Source organism: Streptomyces sp. NPDC001108 (assembly GCF_053598535.1).
Map to the genome: position 1 here is coordinate 249,247 of NZ_JBSFKL010000007.1, position 22,081 is coordinate 271,327.

Annotated in this window: 18 protein-coding genes; 7 read left to right on the forward strand and 11 right to left on the reverse strand. The window is 74.1% G+C overall.

All coding sequences use genetic code 11. From position 1 onward, the window contains the following. Window positions 1-5 precede the first annotated feature (5 nt). The gene (locus ACWC97_RS18405) at window positions 6-1,295 is read right to left on the reverse strand and encodes a glucarate dehydratase family protein (RefSeq protein ID WP_450650279.1); all 1,290 of its coding nucleotides are present in this window, start codon (window positions 1,293-1,295) and stop codon (window positions 6-8) included. A 164-nt stretch (window positions 1,296-1,459) separates the two neighbouring features. Between ACWC97_RS18405 and ACWC97_RS18410 the strand changes: the two genes are divergently transcribed. Then, entirely contained in the window at window positions 1,460-2,509 is a 1,050-nt protein-coding gene (locus ACWC97_RS18410) for a phosphotransferase family protein (RefSeq protein ID WP_352279217.1), read from the forward strand. A 3-nt stretch (window positions 2,510-2,512) separates the two neighbouring features. Beyond that, complete coding sequence (locus tag ACWC97_RS18415) at window positions 2,513-3,727, forward strand: acyl-CoA dehydrogenase family protein (protein ID WP_450650281.1); 1,215 nt, start codon at window positions 2,513-2,515, stop codon at window positions 3,725-3,727. 93 nt (window positions 3,728-3,820) lie between these two features. On the opposite strand, the gene ACWC97_RS18420 is transcribed toward ACWC97_RS18415, so the two are convergent. Together ACWC97_RS18420 and ACWC97_RS18425 are read right to left on the reverse strand one after the other, a co-directional pair. Then, on the reverse strand, window positions 3,821-8,500 hold the full coding sequence (locus ACWC97_RS18420; RefSeq protein WP_450650283.1) for a HEAT repeat domain-containing protein: 4,680 nt from the start codon (window positions 8,498-8,500) through the stop codon (window positions 3,821-3,823). A gap of 67 nt (window positions 8,501-8,567) precedes the next feature. Further along, the gene (locus ACWC97_RS18425; protein ID WP_450650285.1) at window positions 8,568-8,747 is read right to left on the reverse strand and encodes a hypothetical protein; all 180 of its coding nucleotides are present in this window, start codon (window positions 8,745-8,747) and stop codon (window positions 8,568-8,570) included. Window positions 8,748-8,821: 74 nt separating this feature from the next. Here ACWC97_RS18425 and ACWC97_RS18430 point away from each other — a divergent pair, with 74 nt between their 5' ends. After that, on the forward strand, window positions 8,822-9,751 hold the full coding sequence (locus tag ACWC97_RS18430; RefSeq protein WP_450650287.1) for a LysR family transcriptional regulator: 930 nt from the start codon (window positions 8,822-8,824) through the stop codon (window positions 9,749-9,751). Here the strand turns inward: ACWC97_RS18430 and ACWC97_RS18435 are convergent. From ACWC97_RS18435 to ACWC97_RS18445, 3 genes are read right to left on the reverse strand one after another with little or no spacing between them, the layout of a single operon-like run. Next, entirely contained in the window at window positions 9,690-10,283 is a 594-nt protein-coding gene (locus ACWC97_RS18435; protein WP_352279226.1) for a TetR/AcrR family transcriptional regulator, read from the reverse strand. The genes ACWC97_RS18430 and ACWC97_RS18435 overlap by 62 nt on opposite strands. A gap of 29 nt (window positions 10,284-10,312) precedes the next feature. Then, window positions 10,313-11,971: a class I adenylate-forming enzyme family protein gene (locus ACWC97_RS18440; protein WP_450650289.1), complete on the reverse strand. Its 1,659-nt coding sequence runs from the start codon at window positions 11,969-11,971 to the stop codon at window positions 10,313-10,315. Next, window positions 11,968-12,732 carry an SDR family oxidoreductase gene (locus ACWC97_RS18445; RefSeq protein ID WP_450650291.1) on the reverse strand — a complete coding sequence of 255 codons (765 nt, stop codon included), beginning with the start codon at window positions 12,730-12,732 and terminating at the stop codon, window positions 11,968-11,970. The genes ACWC97_RS18440 and ACWC97_RS18445 overlap by 4 nt, the downstream gene beginning before the upstream one ends. A gap of 184 nt (window positions 12,733-12,916) precedes the next feature. Between ACWC97_RS18445 and ACWC97_RS18450 the strand changes: the two genes are divergently transcribed. Beyond that, window positions 12,917-14,176, forward strand: coding sequence for an exo-beta-N-acetylmuramidase NamZ family protein (locus ACWC97_RS18450; protein ID WP_450650293.1), 1,260 nt, complete (start codon window positions 12,917-12,919; stop codon window positions 14,174-14,176). A 67-nt stretch (window positions 14,177-14,243) separates the two neighbouring features. Here the strand turns inward: ACWC97_RS18450 and ACWC97_RS18455 are convergent, their stop codons facing one another. Further along, window positions 14,244-17,075, reverse strand: a complete 2,832-nt coding sequence (locus ACWC97_RS18455) for a penicillin acylase family protein (protein WP_352279233.1) — start codon at window positions 17,073-17,075, stop codon at window positions 14,244-14,246. Between the two features lie 229 nt (window positions 17,076-17,304). Between ACWC97_RS18455 and ACWC97_RS18460 the strand changes: the two genes are divergently transcribed. After that, entirely contained in the window at window positions 17,305-17,916 is a 612-nt protein-coding gene (locus ACWC97_RS18460; protein ID WP_352279234.1) for a hypothetical protein, read from the forward strand. A gap of 47 nt (window positions 17,917-17,963) precedes the next feature. On the opposite strand, the gene soxR is transcribed toward ACWC97_RS18460, so the two are convergent. Further along, window positions 17,964-18,437, reverse strand: a complete 474-nt coding sequence (gene soxR, locus ACWC97_RS18465) for a redox-sensitive transcriptional activator SoxR (protein WP_352279236.1) — start codon at window positions 18,435-18,437, stop codon at window positions 17,964-17,966. Window positions 18,438-18,569: 132 nt separating this feature from the next. Here soxR and ACWC97_RS18470 point away from each other — a divergent pair, with 132 nt between their 5' ends. Continuing rightward, a complete protein-coding gene (locus ACWC97_RS18470; RefSeq protein ID WP_352279238.1) occupies window positions 18,570-19,031 on the forward strand; it encodes a MaoC family dehydratase in 462 nt (153 codons plus the stop codon). A 41-nt stretch (window positions 19,032-19,072) separates the two neighbouring features. On the opposite strand, the gene ACWC97_RS18475 is transcribed toward ACWC97_RS18470, so the two are convergent. The 3 genes from ACWC97_RS18475 to ACWC97_RS18485 all read right to left on the reverse strand — a co-directional run bounded on the left by ACWC97_RS18475 (window position 19,073) and on the right by ACWC97_RS18485 (window position 21,330). Beyond that, window positions 19,073-19,699, reverse strand: coding sequence for a TetR/AcrR family transcriptional regulator (locus ACWC97_RS18475; RefSeq protein ID WP_450650296.1), 627 nt, complete (start codon window positions 19,697-19,699; stop codon window positions 19,073-19,075). A 90-nt stretch (window positions 19,700-19,789) separates the two neighbouring features. Next, a complete protein-coding gene (locus tag ACWC97_RS18480; protein ID WP_352279242.1) occupies window positions 19,790-20,080 on the reverse strand; it encodes a YiaA/YiaB family inner membrane protein in 291 nt (96 codons plus the stop codon). A 98-nt stretch (window positions 20,081-20,178) separates the two neighbouring features. Further along, window positions 20,179-21,330: an acyl-CoA dehydrogenase family protein gene (locus ACWC97_RS18485; RefSeq protein WP_450650299.1), complete on the reverse strand. Its 1,152-nt coding sequence runs from the start codon at window positions 21,328-21,330 to the stop codon at window positions 20,179-20,181. A gap of 64 nt (window positions 21,331-21,394) precedes the next feature. On the opposite strand from ACWC97_RS18485, the gene ACWC97_RS18490 reads away from it, so the two are divergent. Further along, a complete protein-coding gene (locus tag ACWC97_RS18490; RefSeq protein ID WP_352279246.1) occupies window positions 21,395-22,069 on the forward strand; it encodes a TetR/AcrR family transcriptional regulator in 675 nt (224 codons plus the stop codon). Window positions 22,070-22,081: the final 12 nt, after the last annotated feature.

Sequence of the window (22,081 nt, forward strand, 5' to 3'; positions counted from 1 at the left end):
GCCGGTCACCAGCGGGGGATCGCCGGGGTCCGCCACTCCGGTTCGGCCTTGCGCATCGCGGCCGCGTCGTCGCGCTCGCGCATCGTGCCGTCGTCGTCGAGCCAGCGCCGGTGCAGCGCGGCGAGCCGCTCACGGTCGAGTTCGACGCCGAGGCCGGGGGTGTCGGAGACGGTGAGGTGTCCGTCCTCGAAGACATGGCGGGTGGTGATGACGTCCTCGGTCTGCCAGGGGTAGTGGCTGTCGCAGGCGTAGTCGAGGTTGGCGACGGTGGCGGCGACGTGGGTCATCGCGGCGAGGCTGATGCCGAGGTGGGTGTTGGAGTGCATGGAGAGGCCGACGCCGAAGGTGCGGCAGATCGCGGCCAGTTCCCGGGTCCGGTGCAGCCCGCCCCAGTAGTGGTGGTCGGAGAGGACGACCTGCACGGCACCCCGGGCGAAGGCCTCCGGCACCTCGGCGAGGGTGGTCACGCACATGTTGGTGGCCAGCGGTACGTCGGTGCCCGCGGCGACCTCTGCCATCGGCCCCGTACCGGTCGCCGGGTCCTCCAGGTATTCGAGTACGTCCTTGAGCTGGTCGGCGACGTACAGCGAGGTCTCCACGGACCAGGCGCCGTTGGGATCCAGGCGCAGCGGCCGGCCGGGGAACTCCTCGGCCAGTGCGCGGATCGCGGCGATCTCCCGGTCGGGCTCGAAGACGCCCCCCTTCAGCTTGAAGGACGAGAAACCGTACGCGCGGGCGAAGCGGCGGGCCTGGGCGACGACGCCGGCCGGGTCGAGGGCGGCGCCCCAGTCGTCCCGTTCGCCGCCCTCGGGGTGGGCGGCCCAGCGGTGGAAGAGATAGGCGCTGTACTCGACCCGGTCGCGGACCTTTCCACCGAGCAGGGCGTGCACGGGCAGGCCGAGGGACTTGCCCAGCGCGTCCAGGCAGGCGACCTCGAAGCCGGAGACGACGGAGAGCCGGAGCTTGTCGGCGGTCTGGACACCGCGCAGGCCACCGGCCTCGATCCGGTCGTCGGCCGCGCCCGAATCGCCGCACACCGCGTCGGCCAGCGCGAAGAGGCCGTTCAGATCGCTGACCGGGCGGCCCCGGAGCGCCTCGGCGAGCGGCCGGGCGAGCTCCAGGTACTTCCCGTCCCCGTACGTCTCGCCGACACCGGTGACCCCACCACGGGTGACGACCTCCACGACGAGCCGCGGGGTGTACGGCTGGTGGACGCCCTGGGTGTTGAGCAGGGGCGGGTCGGCTATCAGGATCGGGGTCAGCCGGACATCGTCGATCAGCAGCTCTGTATTCATACGTGAACTCTATTCAGGGATACGACTGAGCACCAGACTCCGGAGGGGGCGGGAACACCGCCCCGCCCCAGGGATCACGGACGACCCGCCGCCGGACACTGGACGACATACCGACTGGTCGGCATGATGGTTCCCGTCTTTCTTCCCCTCCGGAGGTGCGCACGATGAGCTCAGTCCCCCCGCCGGGCACCGGCCCCGACGTCTCCCCGCCGGGTCTCGACCTCGACCGGCTGCGCGGGCATCTCGACCGGGAACGGCCGGGGCTGGTGGGCGGACCGCTGCGGGCCCGGCTGATCGAGGGCGGCCGCTCGAACCTCACGTACGTCGTCACGGACGGCACCGGCCGGTGGGTGGTCCGCAGGCCCCCGCTGGGTCATGTGCTGGCCACCGCGCACGACATGCGGCGGGAGCACCGGGTGATCAGCGCCCTGCACCCGACGGGTGTGCCGGTGCCCGAGCCGGTGCTGCTCTGCGAGGACGAGTCGGTGAACGGTGCGCCGTTCTACGTCATGGAGTACGTGGCGGGCACCCCGTACCGCACGGTCGAGCAGCTCGCCCCGCTGGGCCCCGGGCGCACCCGGGAGGCGGTCCTCGGGCTCGTCGACACCCTGGTCGACCTGCACGCGGTGGACCCGCAAGCCGTCGGGCTCGGCGACTTCGGGCGTCCCGAGGGCTTCCTGGAGCGGCAGCTGCGCCGCTGGGGCAAACAGCTGGACGCCTCGCGCAACCGCGAACTGCCCGGCATCGACGCGCTGCACACCGCGCTCGGCCGCGCGCTGCCCGCCTCGCCCGCGCCCACCGTCGTCCACGGCGACTACCGGCTGGACAACGTGCTGATCGGCGACGACGACCGGATCAAGGCCGTACTGGACTGGGAGATGTCCACGCTCGGCGACCCGCTCACCGACCTCGGGCTGCTGGTCATGTACAGCTCGGACCTCGGCCTGGCCGAGTCACCGGTCTCCACCACCAGCGGTGCCCCCGGCCATCCCTCCCCCGCCGAGCTGATCGAGCGCTACGCCGCCCGCTCCGGCCGGGACACCTCCGCCCTCTCCTGGTACACCGCGTTCGCCTGGTTCAAGCTGGCCGTGATCCTGGAGGGCATCCACTACCGCTACACCCTGGGCCAGACCGTCGGAACCGGCTTCGACCGGATCGGCGGCCTCGTCCCCGTCTTCATCGAGCACGGCCTCACCACCCTCCAGGAAGGCTGACCCATGGACTTCGCGTTCGACGCCCGCACCGAGGAGCTGCGCGCCCGGCTGCTCGCCTTCATGGACGAGCACGTGTACCCCGCCGAGGCGACGGCCGAGGAACAGCGCGCGCTGCTGGCCTCGCCCTGGGACACCCCGCGGGTCGTGGAGGAGCTGAAGGCGGAGGCCCGGCGGCAGGGGCTGTGGAACCTCTTCCTCCCCGATCCCGCGTACGGGGCCGGGCTGACCAATCTCCAGTACGCCCCGCTGGCCGAGATCACCGGCCGCTCCCCGCAGCTGGCGCCCACGGCGGTCAACTGCGCCGCCCCGGACACCGGGAACATGGAGGTGCTCCACCAGTTCGGCACCGAGGAGCAGAAGAAGCGGTGGCTGGAGCCGCTGCTCGCCGGGGAGATCCGCTCGGCGTTCGCGATGACGGAGCCCGAGGTGGCCTCCTCGGACGCGACGAACATCGAGACCCGGATCGCGCGCGAGGGCGACGAGTACGTCATCAACGGGCGCAAGTGGTACATCTCCGGGGCGATGAACCCTGACTGCGCGGTCTTCATCGTGATGGGCAAGACCGACCCCGAGAGCGCCGACATGAGGCGTCAGCAGTCGATGGTCCTGGTCCCGCGCGACACCCCGGGCGTCGAGGTCCGCCGCGCCATGCGGGTCTACGGGTACGAGGACCACTACCACGGCGGCCACGCCGAGGTGGACTTCACCGACGTCCGGGTCCCCGTCACGAACCTGGTCGGCGAGGAGGGCGGCGGCTTCGCCATCGCCCAGGCGCGGCTGGGCCCGGGCCGCATCCACCACTGCATGCGGCTGATCGGGATGGCGGAGCGGGCGATCGAGCTGATGTGCCGGCGGGCGGTGTCCCGTACCGCCTTCGGCAAGCCGCTCGCCCAGCAGGGCGTCGTGCAGAACTGGATCGCGGACGCCCGGGTCACGGTGGAGCAGCTGCGTCTGCTGGTGCTGAAGACCGCGTGGCTGATGGACACGGTGGGCAACCGGGGCGCGCACACCGAGATCCAGGCCATCAAGATCGCCACCCCGCGTGCCGTGGTCGCCATCCTCGACCAGGCCGTGCAGCTCCACGGCGCGGGCGGCGTCGGCCAGGACTTCCCGCTGGCCGAGTTGTGGGCGGCGGCCCGGACGCTGCGGCTGGCGGACGGCCCGGACGAGGTGCACCAGCGGTCGCTGGCCCGGCGCGAGATCAAGCGGTACGTGTGACGGCTGCCCGGTAGTCCCTGGACCGGCGTCCGGCGCCTGACGCGGTGCGCCGCGAGGCGGAGGGACGCCCGGACACGTCCGCGTACCCGGGGATCACCGGACGTCTCGCGGCGCACCGGGTCGGCTTCCGCCCGCCCCGATCCGGTCCAGTACGTCGGTGTAGCGGGCGCGCCGGTCGGGGCGGGCTCGGGCGGCGGCGGCGCGCAGGGCGGGGACGGCCGTCGTGCCCAGGGCGGCCAGCCCCTCGGCCGCCGCGTCGCGGACCGCCGGGTGCGGGTGGCCGAGCAGCCCGGTCACGGCGGGCAGGGCGGGTGTCCAGGCCGCGCGGCAGAGGGTGCGGACCGCCATGCGCACCACGTCGGGGCTGGGGTCGTCCAGCAGGGTCCGGGTGTGGTCGAGGTGGGCCGGCCGGTCGAGCATCGCCCGTGAGGTGCGGTGGGCGCGCAGCCGGACCCGGGCGCGGGGGTGGGTGAGCAGCCCGGCCAGCAGGCCGGACAGGCGCGGGTCGTCGTCGGGTGCGGGGCCGGGGTGCGCCTCGGCCAGTGCGGTGAGCGCCCGGCAGATCTGTTCCGGTGTGCCGGTGGCGGCCAGTTCCAGCAGCTCCTGGCGGGACGGGCCGGCACCGCTCGCGGCGGGTGCGGGTTCCCGGCGCTCGCGGAGCGCTGCCAGGGCGGCCGCGTCGTGCCGGGCCGCGTCCGGGCCGCGCAGGGGGCCGTCGACGAGCAGCAGCCGGTCCGCCAGGTCGCCGTGGCCCTCTTCGCGCAGCCGTCGCCGGGCCCGCTCCAGGGCCCTGGTGCGCAGCAGCGGGCGGCCGGCGAGCAGTTCCAGGGAGCCGCGGTCGCCGCCGTCCGGCCGGTCGGCGAGGAGCGTGGCGAGGGCGTCGGCCGGGCAGGCGCGCAGGGCGTCGCGGATCGCCCCGGCCCCCGCGGGCGGAGCCGTTCGCCACCACTCCAGCAGCAGCGGCACCAGCCGCTCCAGGTCCTGGGGGCCGAGCCGGGCGGCGGTGTGCGCGACCCGGTCGCGCAGGACGTCTCCGGCGCGCAGTTCGGCGGGGTCGAGCAGGGGCAGCGCGCGGGCCAGGCCGGTGTCGACGGGCAGGTCGACCCGGCCGCGCAGATACGCGCGGAGCACCGGCAGCCGGGCCCCCGGCTCGGGCCAGCGGGCCAGGGTCAGGGCGGCGGTGCGGCGGCGGTCCTCGCCGGGCGCGTCCAGCAGGGCCAGCAGCCGCTCCCGCTGGGCCGCCGAGCGGGGCTGGTCGAGGTCGTCCCCGCGTATCCGGCGTGGGGGCGGGGCCGGGACACGGGCGGTCTCGGCGAGGGTCCAGGGCGGTGCGTCGAGGGGCTGGAGGAGCGTCATCCAGTCGACGAGCGCGGTCCGGACCCCGGGACCGGCGGTCTGGTGGGCCTCGGCGAGCGCGGCCAGCCGGTCCCTGGAGGGGACCGTTCCGTCGTCCCGGGCACGGAACCGGGCCAGCTCCTCCGGGGTGCGGGCCGCCTCCTCCAGCGCCTCCCGCCAGGCCCGGGCCCCGGCCGGGAGCGGCGCGTCGTCCTCCGGTACGGCGAAGGCGGCCCGGAGCACGGTGGTCGCTCCCCGCCAGGGGTCGGCGCCGAGCCGGGCGGCGGCGAGGTCCCGGTCGAGGTCGGCGCGGACCGGGACCGCGCCGAGCAGGCGCAGCAGCGGCACCGTGGAGCGGGCGGGGGCGGCCGGGGCGGGGCGCAGGGCCCGGACGGCGATGGTCGCGGCGGTCCGGGCGGAGGCCGTCAGCAGCGGCGCGGCGGCTTCGAGTACGGCGACGAGGTCGTGCCGGTCCCGGTCGCGGGCGTCGGCCAGCGCGGCCAGCAGGACCGGGGCGAAGCGCGCGTACACGCCGAGTTCCGCCGTGCTCCGGGGCCCGGGGCAGATCCGCAGCGCGTACCGCACCACCCGGTTCCGCAGCGCCGGGTCCCGGCGCACCGGCGGGGACGCGGCGAGCCGGAGCCAGTCGGCCAGCAGCGGCCGCAGCGCCTCGGTCCGGCCCGGGGCGGGCATCTCGTCCCGCCCGGCCAGGCGCAGCGCGACGGCCGCGTCCCAGCCGCCGGCCAGCAGGGTCCCGGCGTCCCGGTCGGCCGCCCGGGGCGCGGGCGGGGGCGGCCCGGCGGAGGGGACGGTGATGCCGTGGCGGGCCAGGGCCGCGGCGAGGTCGTCCAGGGTGCCGGTGGCCGGGCGGACCCGGCCGGACGCCAGCAGGGCGAGCAGCGGGGGCGCCACCGGCGACTCCTGTTCGGCCAGGGCGCGGATTGCGCGGGTGCCGAGGGCGCCGGAGAGGCCGAGGAGGAGGCGCTCGCGGACGGAGGCGGGGCGGGCGTGCTCGGCGGCGGCCAGCAGGGTGGCGGCGTGGGCCTCGCCGAGTACCGTGCGCAGCGCTTCGACGAGGGTGTCGCGCAGGGCGGGGTTGTCCTCGCGGCCGAGCCGGTCGAGGAGTCCGGGGACCGCCGCCCGGCCGCCGGTGCGGACCAGGGCCGCGGCCGCCGTCTTGCGGATGTTCATGTTCGGGTGGTCCAGGCGGTCGGCGATCGCGGCGCCCGCCCAGTGGGCCCGGGCGTGGCCCAGGGCGAGGAGGGCCTGCCGTACGGTCTGGACGTCCCGGGCCCGGGTCAGCGCGATCAGGGTCGCCGAGAGGGCCTGGGCGTCCTCTCCCGTGGCGTCGCGGGCGAGGAGGGCGATGGCGTGCTTGCGGACGTGCCGGTCCCGGTGGCGGGTCAGCCGGTGCACCCGGGCCCGGGTGCCCGTCCAGGGGGTCCTGAGCAGCAGTTCGAGCAGGATCACCCGCTCGTGGTCGAGGAGTCCGGGGCGGTCCAGCAGCTCCAGGGCGAGGTTCGCGACGAGGGCGTGCCCGGCTCCGTCGGCGTCCGTGGCGGTGAGCAGGCAGACCGGTCTGATCGCGCCCCGCCCGTGGAGCCGGCGGCCGAGGCCGTGGAGCGCGTCCAGGACCTCCTGGGGCACCACGGGTTCCCCGGCGGGCCGCCCGTGTTCGCCGGTCCGGTCGGGGGCGCCCGGCTCCCGCGCGGTGGCCAGTGCGGAGACGACGCGCAGCAGCAGGTCGGCGAGGGCCGGGAGGGTGTCGGCGTCGCCGTGGGCCGCCAGCCGGCACAGTGCGGCGTCCGGCCGGTCCGGGTCGAGGTGGGAACGGAGCAGCGCCAGCTCCCCGGGGTCCGGGCGGCCGAGGCCGGCCGCGATGCGCGGGGGCAGGTCGACGGGGTCGAGCCGGGCGAGCAGGGCGCGGCGGCGCTCCGGGTCGCGGTCGAGCTGCCAGAGCAGTTCGAGGGCGCGGTGGCGTACCGGGCGCAGCGGGGGTGCCACCTGGCCGCCGGTCGCCGTGTCGAGGCCCAGGCCTTCGCGCAGGGCCAGGACCGTCCGGTCGCCGCCGATCGCCTCCAGGGTCTCCAGGGCCGCGTCCGGTGCCGAGGGCAGCAGGGCGAGCACCGCCTCCTCGGCGTCCGTGTGGCGCAGTTCCCGGATCGCGTCGAGGAACGGGCCGGGTGCGGGGGCGGCGGGCAGCAGCCGGGTGACGGCGGCCCCGACCGGGAGGTCCCCGGCGCCCTGGGCGGCGAGGGCGGTCAGCAGGGCGAGCCGGCGCGGCCAGTCCGGGTCGTCGGCGGGGGCGCCGGTGAGGACCCGGATCGCGTCCCGGCGGACGGTGAAGAGGACCGTCGCCACGTCGTGGGGTGCGATGGAGTGGTCCGTGAGGGCGAGGCCGACGACGACGGGGACGTCCGGCCCGTCCGGGAAGTGGCCGCGCCGGTGGAGGCCGCGCAGGCAGGCCACGGCCGGGGCGCCGAGCAGCAGCGGATCGCGCGCGGCGAGGGCGGTCAGGGCGCCGATGTCCGCGCGTCCGGCGAGATCCCCGAGGAGTTCCATCGCCCGCCGCCGCAGCGCGGGCGCCAGGGCCGGGTCCTCGGCGGCCCGGCGCAGCAGGTCCCGGTGGCCGTGGCGGGCGGCGACCGTGAGCGCGGCACCGGCCACGGACTCGGGTACGGGTGCGGGCTCCGTGCCGGGATCGGCCCCGGCGGCGGGATCGGGTCGCGCACCGGTACGGAGGAACGGGGCGAGGAGGCCGGGCGGCAGTGGGTCGAGCGCCGCCCACGGCTCGGCCAGCCCGTCCAGTGCGGCGGTGACGGCCTCGGCGCCGCCGGTGCCCAGCAGTCCGGTCAGGGCGGCCCGGGCCTGGGCGGGGGCCAGGAGTCCGGCGTACAGCCCCTGCCGGGCCAGCCGCACGGCCTCGGCCCGGAGCACCGGGTCGGTGCCGGCCGCCAGCTCCGCCACCAGCCGGGCCGGGTGGCGGGCGGCGGTGATGTCCGCGCCCCGGACCGCCTGGTACAGCGGCTCGCCCGGGGGTTCCTCGCGCAGCGCCGCCGCCGGGTCGTGCAGCAGATCGGCGCGCAGCCAGGCGGTGCGTACCGAGGCGGGCAGCGTTCCGGCGGCGCGCCAGGGCGGGCGGGGGCGGCCCTCCAGGGCGCGGGCGAACCGTTCGTCGTGCCCGGCCCTTTCGTGGAGTCCGGCCAGCAGGAGGTCCGCCTCCGGCGGTCCGGTGAGCGTCGTGGGCAGCAGCGCGGCGAGTCCGGCCGCCTCCGCGTCGTCCGACGGCGGGCGGGCGGCGAGGCGCTCGGTGAGCAGGGCGAGGCCCAGGTGGCGCGAGGCGGGGTCGTGATGGCGGATCAGCCGCCCCAGCTCCCGGGGCGGGAGTTCCACGAGGTCCGTGATGGTGGGGAACTGGTCGTCGGCCGGGGTCCGCATCGTCGGATGCTAACGGGACGGGCACCGGCCCCACCAACGGATTCGGGCCCGGCAGCGGTGCGGGCGCTCAGTAGCCGCCGGAGCCCACGTGGTCCGCCAGCGCCAGTTCGCGGGCGAAGGCACGGACCCGCAGCAGGCAGCGGGCGAACAGCCGGACGGCCGCCGGGTGGTGCGGGCCGTGGGCCGCCGTCCAGAGCACGGGGACGTGCGCGGACCGCTGGGGCGCGGACTGCTGGATCTGGGTCATGGGACCAGCTTCGGACCGCCCGCGCGATCGGTCCAACAGATGATTCAGCTACCTCCCATCGCTATCGTGGATGGATGGAGCTTCGCCAACTCCGCCATTTCATGGCGGTGGTCACCCATGGCAGTTTCACCGCCGCCGCCCGTGCCGAGCCGATCGCGCAGTCCGCGCTGAGCACCTCCGTACGGAATCTGGAGCGGGAGCTGGGGGCCGAGCTGTTCGACCGGACCGGCCGCCGGGTGGTGCTGACCGAGGCGGGCCGGGCGCTGCTGCCGTCGGCCCGGTCGGTGCTGGCCGGTACGGAGGCGGCGCGGGACGCGGTGGCGGCCGTCTCGGGGCTGGTGACCGGCCGGGTCAGGATCGGCACGATCCAGACGCTGACCTGCGTGGACCTGGCGGCCGAGCTGGCCGCTTACCACCGTGCCTGGCCGGGGGTGCAGATCTCGCTGCGCGAGGCGACGACGCCGGAGCTGGTGGCGGGGCTGCGCGCCGGCGAGCTGGACCTGGCCTTCCTCGCGCCGGACGCCGCCGAACTCCCGGACGGCATCGCCGCCTTCGCGACCTGGCACGAGGACCTGGTGCTGATCACCGCGCCGGGCCACCGGCTGGCGGACGCCGGGCGCACCCTGATCACGGACCTCGCCGACGAGCCGTTCGTGGACTTCCGGGCGGGTACGGGCCTGGAGACCGCGGTGCGCAGACTGGCCGCGCACTGCGGTCTGGAGCGCCGGATCACCTGCGACGTCACCCAGATCCGGCTGCTCGTGGACCTCGTACGGGCCGGGATCGGGGTGGCGATCGTGCCCCGGCGGATCGGCACGGAGGCGGGGCTGCCGTGCGTGAGCATCCGTCAGCCGGAGCCCGGCCGGACGGTGGTCCTCGCCGGCCGGGCGCCCCGGCCGCGCAACCCGGCCGCCACGGCGCTCCTCGACCGGCTGACGACTACTACGGGCGGAGCGCCCGCAGCAGCAGATCGGCCAGGTGGTCGGCGACCTCCTGCTGGCTGAGCGGGCCGTCCGGCCGGTACCAGGTGGAGAGGTGGTGGACCGAGCCGAAGTGGTAGTCGACGATCAGGTCGGCCGGGGTGGCGGTGGAGAACACCCCGCTGCGCTGCCCCTCCTCCACCAGCGCCCGGAAGCGCTCGTGGTAGCGGCGGCGCTCCGCCCGGACGCGCTTGTTCTTCTCCGGGCTGAGGTGGTGCATCGACCGGAAGAAGATCGAGGCGTCGTCCAGGTTCTCGATGGTGGTGACGACCACGTCGGCGGCCGCGTCGCGCAGCCGCTGCTCGACGGGGGCGTCCGCGCCGGCGAAGGCGTCCAGGCGCTCCTGCTGGAGGCGGAGCACCCGGGAGTAGACCTCCTGGAGGAGGTCCTCCTTGGAGCCGAAGTAGTGGTAGAGCGCGCCCTTGGTGACACCTGCGGCCTCGACGATGTCCTGGACCGAGGTGCGGTCGTAGCCCCGCTCGGCGAAGAGCCGGGTGGCGGCGGCCAGCAGTCGCCGGGGGACGGGGGCCTGCTCCCCGTCCGTCGCCTTGGCCATTGCCGCCACCTGCCTTCCGCGTGGATCCGTCATCGGGGGGAACGCAGTTCCCTCCGGAGGATCTTCCCACTCGCCGTCTTCGGCAGTTCCGCGAGGATCTCCACCTCCCGGGGGTATTTGTACGCCGCGAGCCGCTCGGCGCAGTACGCCGTCAACTCCTCGGGCGCCACCGTGGCTCCGGGACGCAGGCTGACGCAGGCGCGGACGGTCTCGCCCCGGTAGGGGTCGGGGACGCCGACGACGGCCGCCTCGCGGACCGCCGGGTGGGTGTAGAGGACGTCCTCCACCTCGCGCGGCCAGACCTTGAAGCCGGAGGCGTTGATCATGTCCTTCTTGCGGTCGACGACGTAGAGCCAGCCCGCCTCGTCCATGAACCCGATGTCGCCGGTGCGCAGTTCGCCGTCCGGGAAGGCGGCGGCGGTGGCCTCGGGCAGGCCCCAGTAGCCGGGGACCACCTGTGGACCCCGCACGGCGATCTCGCCGTGCGTGCCGAAGGGGACCTCCGCGCCGTTCTCGTCGAGGATCCGGACCACCGTGTCCGGGCCGGGGACGCCGACGGACAGCGTCCCGGAGGCCGGGTCCACGGGGGCCTCGCGCTCCGGTGGTACGGCGGCGCAGGGGGCGGTGCACTCGGTGAGCCCGTAGCCGTTGTGGAGGTAGGGGCCGAACTCCGTGCGGAACTTCTCGATCAGGGCGGGCGGTACCGGTGCGCCGCCCGAGGAGATGATCCGGAAGGAGGCGAAGTGCCCGGGGGTGGCGCCGGGGTGGGCGGCCAGCGCCATGAAGGCGGTGGACGGGCCGACGGTGTAGGCGGGGCGGTGCTCGGCGAAGGCGTCGAGGACGACGCCGGGGTGGAAGCGGTGGGCGAGGACGAGGGTGCCCGCGTTGGCGAGGCAGGCGGCGAGCTGGCACACCACGCCGGTGATGTGGAAGAGCGGCGCGAGCGCGAAGTAGGCGGAGCCCTCGGGGACCGGGTGGCCGGCGCGCTGGCGCTCGGCGTTGACCATGATGTTGCGGTGCGTGTTCATGGCGCCCTTGGGGGTGCCGCTGGTTCCGGAGGTGTAGCTGATCAGCGCCACGTCGTCGGCGCCGGGCAGCCGCCCCTCGGGGGCCCCGCCGCCCCGGCGGGCGACGGCGACCAGGTCCTCGGTGTCCCGGGGCACCGGCAGCCGTTCGGGGGCGAGGACCCGTTCGTCGTTCCGGGTCTGGAGGTCGAGCTCGCTGGTGGTGAGGGCGATCCGTACGGACGGGGCCCCGGCGGCGGTCTCCCGCAGGAACGCCTCCCAGATCCGGTCCGCGCAGATCACCGCCGTGACCCCGGCGTCCTTCAGGACGTGGCCGACCTCGGCCGATTTGTACATCGGGTTGAGCGGGACGACGACGGCCCCGGCCTTCCAGGCGCCGAGCAGCGCGAGGACGAACTGCGGGCTGTTCTGGAGCATGAGCGCGACCCGGTCGCCGGGCTCCAGCCCCTTCGCGGCGAGGTGGCCGGCGACCGCGTCGGAGAGGGCGTCGGTCCCGTGGTAGCCCAGGCGGCCGTCGAAGTAGGCGAGGGCGGGCCGGTCGGGAGCGCGGGCGGCGGACTCCCGGAAGGCGTGGACCAGGGTCGGGGCGGGGTGGACGGGGGCCCGCTGGGCCTCGCTGAGGAGGGCGAGCCAGGGCCTGGCGGCGTAGATCGATCCGGTCATGCGCCGGTCCCCTCCCAGGTGCGCTGGAGGTGGTTCATGCCGTCGAGCCAGTGGTCGGTGTCCTTGGCGCGGGCCCGGTAGTAGCCGGCGACCTCGGGGTGCGGCAGGACCAGGAAGCGGTCCTGGGCCATGGCGTCGAGGAGGGCGTCGGCGACCGTCTCCGGCTCGATGGCGCTGGGGGCGAGGACCAGTTCCCCGGCCGATCCGGCGGCGGTGAGCATGTCCGTCCGCACCCCTTGCGGGCAGATGGCGTGCACCTTGATGCCGCGGTGGCGGTAGGTGAGCGAGAGCCATTCGGCGAAGGCGACGGCCCCGTGCTTGGTGACGCTGTACGGGGCGGCGCCGATCATCGTGAGCAGCCCGGCGGCGGAGGCGGTCGAGACGAACCGGCCGCTGCCGCGCTCCAGCCAGTCGGGCAGCAGTTCCCGGGCCGCGCGCACGTGGGCCATCACGTTGACGTCCCAGGCCGCGGCCCAGACCTCTTCGCCGGCGAGGGCGTCGCCGGGCGAGGCCAGTCCGGCGTTGGCGCAGTAGATGTCGACCGTGCCGTCCAGCGCGTCGCGCGCCTCGGCCACGATCCCGGAGGCATCACCGGCGACGGCGGTGGCACCGATCTCCCCGGCCAGCACCTCGATCCGCGCCCCGTCGAGGTCGTTGACCACGACCCGGGCGCCCTCGGCGGCGAACCGGCGGGCCAGCGCGGCCCCGATCCCGCCGCCGGCCCCGGTGACCACCACGCCCGCACCCTTGACCACGCCCATCGGTTCCGCCTCTCTCAGCCGACTCCACCGGCAGACTAACCAGTCGGTATGCCGGAGCGGAAGGGACCGGACCCAGGTGGCGGACACTCCTGTCGCACCAGTCCCGTCCGGCTCGTTCCGTACGGCCGGAACCCGCGCTACCGTGCGTGGCCATGACATGCTTCGCGATCATGGAGGTTGCCGGATGAGCCTGTCCAGACGTGGTTTGCTGGCCGCGGGCGGCGCGGTGGGGGCCCTCGCCGCGACGGCCTCCGGGGCCGGGACGGCGGCCGCCTCACCCCCTCCGGGCAAGGGGCGCAGGGTCCGGACCGGCTTCGACCGGCTGGCGGCGGACGGCTACGCCCTGCTGAAGGGCGAGAAGGTCGGCATCGTCACCAACCCGACGGGGGTCACCTCCGACGTACGCCACATCGTCGATGTGATGCACCCGGACGAACGGGTGGACCTGATCGCCGTCTTCGGCCCGGAGCACGGCTTCCGCGGCACCGCGCAGGCGGGCGGCTCGGAGGGCCGGTACGACGACCCGGCGACCGGACTCCCGGTCTACGACACGTACCTGAAGAGCGGTCAACCGCTCGCCGACGTCTTCACCGCCTCCGGCGTCGACACCGTGGTCTTCGACATCCAGGACGCGGGCGCCCGCTTCTACACGTACATCTGGACGCTGTACGACTGCATGGAGGCCGCGGCGCTGGCGGGCAAGCGGTTCGTCGTCCTGGACCGGCCGAACCCGGTGACCGGGCGGGCGGCGCTCGGCCCGGTCCTCGATCCGGCCTTCGGCACCTTCGTGGGCCGCCGGGAGATCGCCCAGGCGCACGGCATGACCGTCACCGAGCTGGCGCTGCTCTTCAACGCGCGCTTCCTCGCCGACCGTCCGATCGATCTGCGCATCGTGAAGATGTCCGGCTGGAAGCGCACGGACTTCTTCGACGCGACCGGGCTGCCGTGGGTGCCGCCGAGCCCCAACATGCCGACCCCGGACACCGCGCTGGTCTACGCCGGCACCTGCCTGTTCGAGGGCACCAACCTCTCCGAGGGGCGCGGCACCACCCGCCCGTTCGAGCTGCTGGGCGCGGAGGGCATCGGCCACCGCTGGGCGGAGGCGGCGAACGCGCTCGGCCTGCCCGGGGTCGCGTTCCGGGAGGCGTACTTCGCGCCGACGTTCTCCAAGTTCCAGGGGAAGACGGTCGGCGGGGTGCAGCTGCACGTCCAGGACCGCGAGGTCTTCGACCCGGTGCGCACCGGCATCGGGCTGCTGGTGACGGCGAAGCGGAGCTGGGACGGCTTCGCCTGGCGCTCGGACAACTGGATCGACAAGCTCACCGGCAACACCCGGGTCCGCACCATGATCGACGCGGGTGCGGACACCGACGAGGTGGTGGGGGCGTGGTCGGCCGACCTCGCCGCGTTCCGGGCGGTCCGCAAGCGGTACCTCCAGTACTGACCGGCGATACCGCTCACGGCTGACGGAGCCGGGCGGGTCCACGCGTGCGGACCCGCCCGGTTCGGGCCTACCGGTGGGCGGGGAACTCCACCACCTGCTGGTAGGTCGGGCGGTTCTGCCAGTGGATCGCCTTCTGGGTGATCCCGCCGAGCGCCCGGTGGATGATCGAGTCGGTGCACCACTGGTCGCCGGCCTTGCAGCTTCCGTCGCCCGGGTAGACCGCCGTGGCCGGTTCGGCCACCGCCTGCTTCAGGGCGCCGAGCAGGGCGTCGCGGCAGCTGTCCGCGTCACCGCCGCCGCAGTACGTCCGGGCCAGCGGCCCCTTGACCGACTGGCCCAGGACCTGGCGCAGGTCCTTGTCGACAAAGCCCCACCAGCCGTACTGGAAGGCGGAGCCGCTGTGCGCCCCGCTCGGCCCGTGGCTGGCGGCCGGGGACTCGTCGGTGGCCAGGCTCGCGGTGAGCGCCCCGTACAGGTCGTCGCCGAGCCCCGGCCGGAACTCGGCCTCGACCAGCTTCGGCCACCACGCGTCCATGATCCGCACCGCGTCGGCGTGGGTGTAGGTGTGCGAGCCGGGGCCGGTCTCCTTGCGCTGCGAACCGGCCGCCCGCCACGAGTCCAGCTGCTGGACGGCGGCGTTCAGCGCGGGGTCGGTGACGGGCTTGGCGCGGATCACCTTCAGCAGTTCGGGCAGCAGCTGCTCGCCCCGCAGATCGGTGACGGCCGCCTCGGCCATGGCGCGGGTCAGCGAGGCCCGCGTCACCCCGCCGTCCTCGACCAGCTTCGCCACCCGCTGGTCCAGCAGATCGCCCCGGTGCACGGCGCTGAGACCGAAGCCCGCCGCCGCGTACCCCTTGGCCTGCCGGTTGTTCCAGGAGACGTAGTAGTCCTGGCCGCTGGAGTTCGGGTGCGCGGCGAAGGCGGTGTACGCGGCGGTGTTGGCCGCCGGGTCGAAGTCCTGCCACTCGTAGGCCCGTTCGGCCCTGATCGGCAGGGCCGGGTCGACGTCCGCCGGACGGACCGGGTTCAGCCCGCTGTTGTAGTACGCGGCGGTGCGGGAGTCGGCGTAGAACCAGTTGAAGGCGTAGTCGATGTTGCTCGCCGCCCGCTGGAAGGAAGCGGCGTCCGTGACGTACGAGGGGTCGTTGAGCATCTGGAAGCCGATGATCGAGTCCGCCTCGTGGCGGTAGGTGGAGCGCAGCGAGGTGTACGCGACGGGCCTGCCGTCCACCGTGGCGCGGTGGGTGACGATGCCGTAGTTGGTGCGCCGCGCCTGCATCCGGTAGGAGCCGGCCGCGGTGGAGTCGGCGACGGTCGGCTTCCAGGAGTTGGTGCGCTCCAGCGTCTCCATGGCGGTGCAGGTGCCCCGGTAGAGGTAGTGCGTGGAGTCCTTGGTGGGCGTGGAGCCGTCGGGTTCGCACAGGTCGACGGTGTAGGTGTCGGTGATGTCCTGGGCGGCCGAGGTGGCGCTCCAGGCGTAGTCCTGGCCCCGCCCCATCTGGATGTACATGCCGACCCCGGCGAAGGAGACGCCGCGGGCGCTGATGCCGGGCCCCTGGAGCTCCTGGAGCATCATCAGCTGCGGGGCGAAGTAGCCGGTCTGCGGACCGAAGACGGCGATCGGGTTGCCGCTCGCGGTGTGCTTGCCGGAGACCAGCAGGGCGTTGGACATGCCGCGCTTCTGGGCGCCGGAGCCGGAGCCGGGCAGCGAGCCCTCGGGGATGACGCCGTCGTCGTAGATGCCCTGGGCCTTCTTGAGCCGGGCCGGGGCCTTGACGGGGGCCTTGCGGTCGGTGCCCGCGGAGCCGGTGCGGTCGTAGATGAGGGGTTCGGCGGTGACGGAGCCGGGGTCGGGCAGGGCGGTGCCGTGCGCCTGGCCGGGCTTGCCGGCGTAGGGGAAGGCGGTGCCGTCGTGGATGGTCAGCACGGCCTCGGGGTCCTCGCGCTGGCGGAAGGACTCCCAGACCTTCGTGCCCTCGACGACCCCGTACTTCTGCTGGGCGGCCAGCAGCGAGAGCGCCGCCTGCACCTCGCCGCCACCGCCGCCGCCGAACTGGCCGCCGACGACCGAGGCGATGGAGATCAGGTCGGTCAGCTTGAAGGGCTGGATCTCACCGATGTTGGTGATGGCGTCGATCTTTCCGGTGAGCACGTACTCGCCGGGGAAGTAGCGGCCCTTCTTGGACTTCTCGCGGTAGGCGTTGATGCCGTCGACGTACGCCTGCGCGTCCGCCATGGCCTGCTCTCCGCGCTCGCCCTCGTGGGTCCGGATGTATTCGACCTGGGCTTCGAGATCCGCCTCGGTGTACGGGGCCTGTGGCCAGAACTGTTGCTCCAGACCCTGGTTGGCCAACGCGCCGCCGGCGAACGAGGTCAGTTCGCCGCGCCCGATGTGCCGGAAGAGGTCCATCAGCCAGAGCCGGTCCTGCCCGGCCGCGTATCCGGCGCCGAACTCGGTGCCGTAGCGGGTGGTGCCCTTGATGTGCGGGACGCCGGACGCCTTGTCGCGGGTGATGGTGACGTCGTCGCGCGGCGAGGTCACGGACTCGACCTGGTCCGCGGGGACCCCGAAGGAGGCGTCGTTGAAGAAGTCGGTCAGCTTCTGGTCGGTGAGTCCGGAGTACCCGGCCACCAGCCCGTTGTAGCGGTCGAGTTGGTCGTCGCTGTGGGCGGGGTGCGTGCCGACCGTCTTGTTGCCGAGGATCTCGACCAGGGTGGCGTTGCCGTTCTCGCCGGGCGGCAGGATGTCGTCGCACTGCCCTCGGCAGTAGTCGGTGACGGGGGCGGGTTCCGCCGCGGCGGCGGTGGACGCCTGCGGCGCGGCCGCCAGCAGGGTGGCGCCGAGCGCGAGGACCGCCGCGGCGGTGGCGGCTCTGGACAGGACGGTGCGTGGGGGCATGGATGCTCCTCGGGGAGGCCGGTGCGCCGGAGGTTACTGGCGGTAGGACTCCTCGGTAAGATGAACATCCGTCACTTTTTCCGAATCATCACATGAGCAGGTTCGCGACGGCTGTACCGACCGGCGGACGGTCTAATTCCGGACAACGTCCCGCCTCACGGGATCCTCTGGAGGCGGCCGTACGTCCCTTTCATGACGCCGAAGTACGAGCGACGGAGGTGACGGAGCGGTGGCAGGATTCCGGAGTCTTGCGAGACAGGTGCGCGATCCGAGGAACGATCTGGCGCTGCGGCGGTATTCGCTGCGCAAGTGTTTGGAGAGGTTCGCCCCCTACGGCCATCGGGCGACCTGGGACCATCTGTGCGTCCGGCACGGACTGGACCCCGAGGACCGGTCCCCCGACCCGGCGCGCCTGGTGCGCGCGCTGGAGGAGCTGGAGGCGGCACGGGCTGTCTGGCTCGGCTACGAGGCCGGGTTCGCCGAGCGCCGCAGGCGGGAGAAGCACGGCGGCCGACGCCGTCCCGGCAGCTTCGACGACTGGCACCGGCTCACCTGGGGCGGCAACGGGGTGGCCCGGTGCGAGGACCCGGCGGTGCATCCGTCGGCCCCGCTCGCCGAGGTGCTGCACCGGCTGATCACGGCACTGGAGTCGGCGCCCGGCACGGCCTGCCCGGTGTGCGCGGGCACCGAGGTCCACTGGCGGCGGGACCTGTCGCACGAACCCTGGACGGGCCCGGTCTGCGCGGAGTGCGGGATCGTGGTGCCCCGACCGGTGCTCACCCCGGAGGCACTGGCCAGGGCGCGGGGAGCGCGGCGGCGGGACCTCGCCCCGGTGGGCTGAGCGACGCCACCGGCCTCACCGCGCCCGCACGGACCGGGGCGCCCCGGCTAGGTACGCTCGGACCGCGGCCGCTCCGGCATCAGGCGCGAACCGCTGCTCCGCCGGCCGGAGACATCGTCCGGGTTGGAGAGCACACAGGTCTCCAGGGAGAGGCAGCCGCAGCCGATGCAGTCGGTGAGGTGGTCCCGCAACCGCCCCAACTGCTCGATGCGCTCGTCGAGTTCGGAGCGCCAGGCGGCGGAGAGCCGTGCCCAGTCCTCCCGGTTCGGGGTGCGCTCCTCGGGCAGTTCCGCGAGGGCCTCCCGGATGGTGGCGAGGGGGATGCCGACCCGCTGCGCCGCGCGGATGAAGGCGACCCGGCGCAGGGCGTCCCTGGTGTAGCGGCGCTGGTTGCCACTGGTGCGACGGCTGCTGATCAGGCCCTTGGCCTCGTAGAAGTGCAGGGCCGAGACCGCCGCGCCGCTGCGCGCGGAGAGCTGCCCGACCGTGAGCTCATGGAGTGTCTGTGGGATCTGGGGCACCCCTCCCACCCTACTGGCCCGCACCCCGGCCGATCCATCGTTGACAGGAACCGCACCGCCGACCATCCTGAGCAAGCGCTTAGACAGGATGCGCCGAGAGACGGGCCGGAGCGGAAGGCAGGGACCAGGGACATGGCGGAGCCGAGGATCTTCACGTCCGCGCAGGAGCTGCGCGACGGAGTGGGCGAGCAGCTGGGGCACAGCGACTGGCTGGAGGTCGAGCAGAAGCGGATCGACCTGTTCGCGGAGGCCACCGGCGACCACCAGTGGATCCATGTGGACCCGGAGCGGGCCGCCGCCGGACCCTTCGGCACGACGATCGCGCACGGCTATCTGACGCTGTCGCTGCTGCCCACGTTCGTACCGCAGATCATGCGGGTCGAGGGCATGCGGATGGGCATCAACTACGGGACGAACAAGGTGCGTTTCCCCGCCACCGTGCCGGTGGGCTCACGGCTGCGGGCGACGGCCGTGCTGAAGAGCGTCGAGGAGGCCGGGGGCGGGGTGCAGGTCACCGCCGTCGTCACGGTCGAGCGGGAGGGCGGCGACAAGCCTGTGTGCGTGGCGGAGTCGGTGTCCCGCTACTACTTCTGACCGCGCGCCGCCGGCGGCCCCTCATCGCCTCCGGCGGCCCGTCACGCGCACGGGTCCGCCCCGACCATGCGCAGGACGAGACCGGCGTAGAGTTCGCCGACCTCGTCCGGCGTCCGGCTGCCCCGGGTGTTGAACCAGCGCGCCACGTCGATGCAGAGCGAGAGCACCGCGAGCGTCGTGCCCGGGACGTCGGGCACGTCGAACTCCCCCGCCCGCACCCCTTCGCCGATGATCCGCCGGACCACCGCGTCGCTCCGGCGGCGCAGTTCGACGATCTCGGCGCGGTGCTCCTCGCCGAGGGCGTCGAGCTCGTACTGGACCACGCGGGCGGTGGTGTGCCGCTCGGCGTGCCAGCGGACGAAGGACCGGACGGCCTCGGCCAGCCGCTCCCCCGCCGTGCCGTCGCCGTCGGCGGCCGCCTCCAGGACGGACAGGGCGCGGTCGTGGCCGATCCGGCTGATCCGGTGGAGCAGCTCTTCCTTCGTCTTGTAGTGGATGTAGAGGGCGGCGGGGCTCATGCCCGCCCGGCCCGCGATGTCACGGGTGGTGGTGGCGTGGTAGCCCCGCTCGGCGAAGGCGTCGACGGCGGCGACGAGCAGCCGCCGGGCGGCCTCGGGCGTCACTTCGGCCCACGGCGCGCCGTCGTCGCTCTCCTCCGCCGTGCTCATCGTCGCTCGCCCCTCTCCTCGGCAGGACGAACACCATACCCCGAACCTGAGCAAGCGCTTAGGGTGCGTCCGGCGGTCGGGCCGGGGCCGTCAGAGCTTCTGGAAGGGGTCGTGCTCGGCGAGGATCTTCTCCAGTCTGGCCTGGTCGACCCGGCTGACGAGCTGCCCGGCCTCCTGCCGGTCGCGGACGACCTTGGCCAGGGTGAAGCAGGAGGTGACGAGGTAGAGGACGCCGATCGCGAGGAATCCGCGGACCCAGGCGTCGGCGTCCAGACAGTAGATGCCGAGGGTCACCGCGCCGATCGCCACCCCGAAGGAGGCGACGGCCTGGCCGTAGAAGGCCGCGGTGCCCTGCTGCTTGACCGATGGTGTCTCACTCATGGCGCCCAGCATCGCGGGGACGTGGCGCACACCACATCCGTTCGCATACTCAGCAGGTACTCATACGCCCGTTCGAGCGACGCCGCACCCGTCCGGGCTCAGAAGGCGGAGACCCCCGTCAGCGCGCGGCCGATGATCAGCTTCTGGATCTGGCTGGTGCCCTCGTAGAGCGTCATCACCCGGGCGTCCCGCAGCAGCTTGCCGACCGGGTACTCGTCTATGTAGCCGTAGCCGCCGAAGACCTGGAGGGCGTTGTTGGCGGCGCGGACGGCGGCCTCGGAGGCGAAGAGCTTCGCCTGGGAGGCGGCGGTGGCGAAGTCCCGGCCCCGGTCGATCAGGTCGGCCACCCGCCAGGTCAGCAGCCGGGCGGCGTCGACGTCCACGGCGATGTCGCTGATCAGCTCCTGGACGAGCTGGTGGCCGGCGATGGGCCTGCCGAACTGCTCGCGCTCGGTCGCGTGGCCCACGGCGGCGTCCAGCGCGGCCTGCGCGATGCCGACGCAGCCGGCCGCGACCGACATCCGCCCCTTGGCCAGGGCGGACATGGCGACGGAGAAGCCCTTGCCGGGCGGCCCCATGAGGGCCGACGCGGGCACCCGGACGCCCTGGAGGACGAGTTCGGCGGTGGCCTGGCCGCGCAGGCCGAGCTTGCCGTGGATGGGGCGGCGGGTGAGGCCGGGGGTGTCGGCGGGGACCAGGAAGGCCGATATGCCCCGGTGGCCCGGGGCCTCGCCGGTGCGGGCGAAGAGGAGCACCACATCGGCCCAGGTGCCGTTGGTGATGAACATCTTGCTGCCGTCGATGACGTACGCGTCGCCGTCGCGGACCGCCCTCGTCGTCAGGTTCCCGGCGTCCGAGCCGGTGCCGGGCTCGGTGAGGCCGAAGCAGCCGACCGCCTCGCCGGAGGTGAGCGCGGGCAGCCAGCGGCGCTTCTGCCGCTCGTCGCCCCAGGCGGCGATCGTCTTGGCGACCAGGCCGAGGGAGACGGAGACGATGCCGCGCACCGAGGAGTCTCCGCGCCCCAGCTCCTCGGTGACCAGGCAGTACGCGAGGTGGTCGCCGCCCGAGCCGCCGTACTCCTCGTCCACGGTCAGCCCGAGGAACCCGACGGAACCGAGCTTCCTCACGATCGACCGGTCGACGCTCTCCGCGCGGTCCCAGGCCACCACGTGCGGGGAGATCTCCCGGGCGACGAAGTCCCTGGCGAGCCGCCGGACGGCTTCCTGCTCCTCACCGAGTTCCAGGTTCATCCTTCGGCTCCCCGCATTAATTAGCACTGCTAGTTTTCAGTTCGCAGGCCCTACTATGTGCCGCATGGCCCGACCGCGCAAGCCCCTCCTCAGCAGAGACCGCATCGTCGAGGCGGCGGGCGCGCTCGTGGACGCCGAGGGACTCGGCGCCGTCTCCACCCGCCGTCTCGCGGCCGAGCTCGGGGTCAGCGGCCCCTCCCTCTACAACCACTTCCGCAACAAGGACGAGATCCTGGACGCGGTCGCGGACGCGGTCTCCGCCCAGGTCGACCTGTCGATGTTCGAGGAGTCGGACACCCGGGACTGGCGGGCCGCCCTGCACGACTGGGCCGTCTCCTACCGTGCGGCACTCACCGAGCACCCGCACATCGTCCCGGTGCTCGCCCGGGGACCGGGCCGCAGACCGGCCGGGCTCCGGGTCGCCGACGCGGTGTTCGGCGCGATGGTCCGGGCCGGCTGGCCGCCCGCCCAGGCGACGTACATCGGGGCCCTGATGCGGTACTTCATCACCGGTTCGGCGCTGGGCTCCTTCGCCCGCGGCTTCGTGGACGACGAGACGGCGTACGACCCGGCCGACTACCCGCACCTCGGCCAGGCCCATCTGCTGGCCGAGCGCGGGCGGCGGATCGACGACGGGGCCTTCGAGACCGGGCTGCGGGCCCTGGTGGACGGCCTGTCGGCCCAGTACGAGCTGCTGGCGTCCGACCGGACGGTTCGGCGGGGGCCGAACCGTCCCTGACGCATCCTGGGT